Annotated in this window: 1 protein-coding gene; it reads right to left on the reverse strand. The window is 39.9% G+C overall.

Features of this window, described 5'->3' with window-relative positions:
• Positions 1 to 287 precede the first annotated feature (287 nt).
• The gene (locus tag DFP95_RS28560; protein ID WP_115996079.1) at positions 288 to 1,070 is read right to left on the reverse strand and encodes a DeoR/GlpR family DNA-binding transcription regulator; all 783 of its coding nucleotides are present in this window, start codon (positions 1,068 to 1,070) and stop codon (positions 288 to 290) included.
• Between the last annotated feature and the right edge of the window lie 517 nt (positions 1,071 to 1,587).

A 1,587-nucleotide genomic window follows, 5' to 3' on the forward strand; every position in this document is an offset into this window, starting at 1 on the left:
GGCCATGGTCTTAAGGGACAAGACAAAGAAAAATTTTATAACGATATTGTTGAGTTTATTACATTGATTAAATCATTTCCTTATTGCGCTAACGGGACACGATAGTGGAATAGCGGTTGCATTTGCAGCCGTTTTTTTCTGTTCCGAACGGGCAGGATAGCGTAGCGCAAACAGTATGAAAATTATGATATGGTTCTCCGCGCTGACTGTAACTGCAAGTATTAAGGCCATCCTTTTGGGATGGCCTTTCAATCACAGTCTTACAGTTATTTAAGGAAACAGCATTTTCATTTCTGAATACTGTCCTCGACTTGTGCTACGATCACCTTAACTCCAAGAGCCCTAATCCGTTCGATAGCTTCTGGATCAGCATCCTCGTCTGTTATTAGCAAATCCAAATCCTCAATCCGCCCAGCCTTCGCAAAACCATCGTTTCCGAGGGAATGATGTGTCCCAATTCCAATGCGTCGTCTAGAAATCGCAGAGACTGCTCGCCCGAAAACTCCCACTTCAGGGGTAGCGACAAATAATCCGTCTTCAGAGATACCGCCACCCGTGGAGAAGCTGATATCAAATTTAAATTGACGAACAAATTCGTTCGCTAGGACATCTGTAATGTTTCCAGAAGGCTTAACTCGACCACCAATTAAATAGGTGTCAATCCATTCCCGTTCTCTTAATACATCAGCTACTCGCATACTATTTGTAACGATAGTAAGCGGCATTTGGTCAGGTAAATACTTTAATAACACATACGATATTGAGCCGCTGCCAATAAATACTGTGTCATTTTCCCGAATGTACGATACTGCCAGTTTAGCGATTGCATTACCTTGTGGTGATCCTTCCTCGTACCGCTTATCTGGAGGAGGTGGGGACTGACGAACTTTCATAGAAGGTATCGCACCACCATGGGTTTTCTTGAGCAACCCCTGTTCCTCCATAATTGTAAAATCTCTTCTTATCGAATCGATTGAGATCTGAAATCTTTCCGCCAAGTCTTTGGCGAATAATCGCTTTTCTTGGTTTAGTAACGTATGGATTTTCTCCCTGCGTTCTTCAGCAAAGATTCCCAACTCTTCCTGTGTCATGCACCATACCTCCGTTATATTCATTTTCCACCTAGAATATTTCAATTATATTCAGCTTTGATCACTTTTTCAACCACTTTTACCCAAATTTTATTCGTCTTTATTCTCCTTTGTGCATAAAAACTAAAAGAACCAATTCTTTCACAGAAAAAAACCGAATCAAACTGAATATCATACGAACGATAGCACAACCATGATCAGGCGGTTTCAGATATCCTCGTTCTTTGTTTTACTGGATAAAATGGAAACTTCTCTATCAAATAATCAATTTATTTATGACACCACTCTAAAGCGACCAAATGAGATAGCGCAAGATGTCATTCATGGCACTGGATTTAATGTATTTATTGATACCAGTCGCTGAACTAACGGATACGATAGTGGAGGAATTAAAGTAACTAGCAGGATAGCGTAACAAACCTGTCTATTTTACGTTTAATTTAAAGGAAGGGATTTTGATATGAAATATGCTATTCTGTTATTTCTCATTTTCACT

This window comes from Cohnella lupini (assembly GCF_003386205.1).
Lineage (GTDB): Bacteria > Bacillota > Bacilli > Paenibacillales > Paenibacillaceae > Cohnella > Cohnella lupini.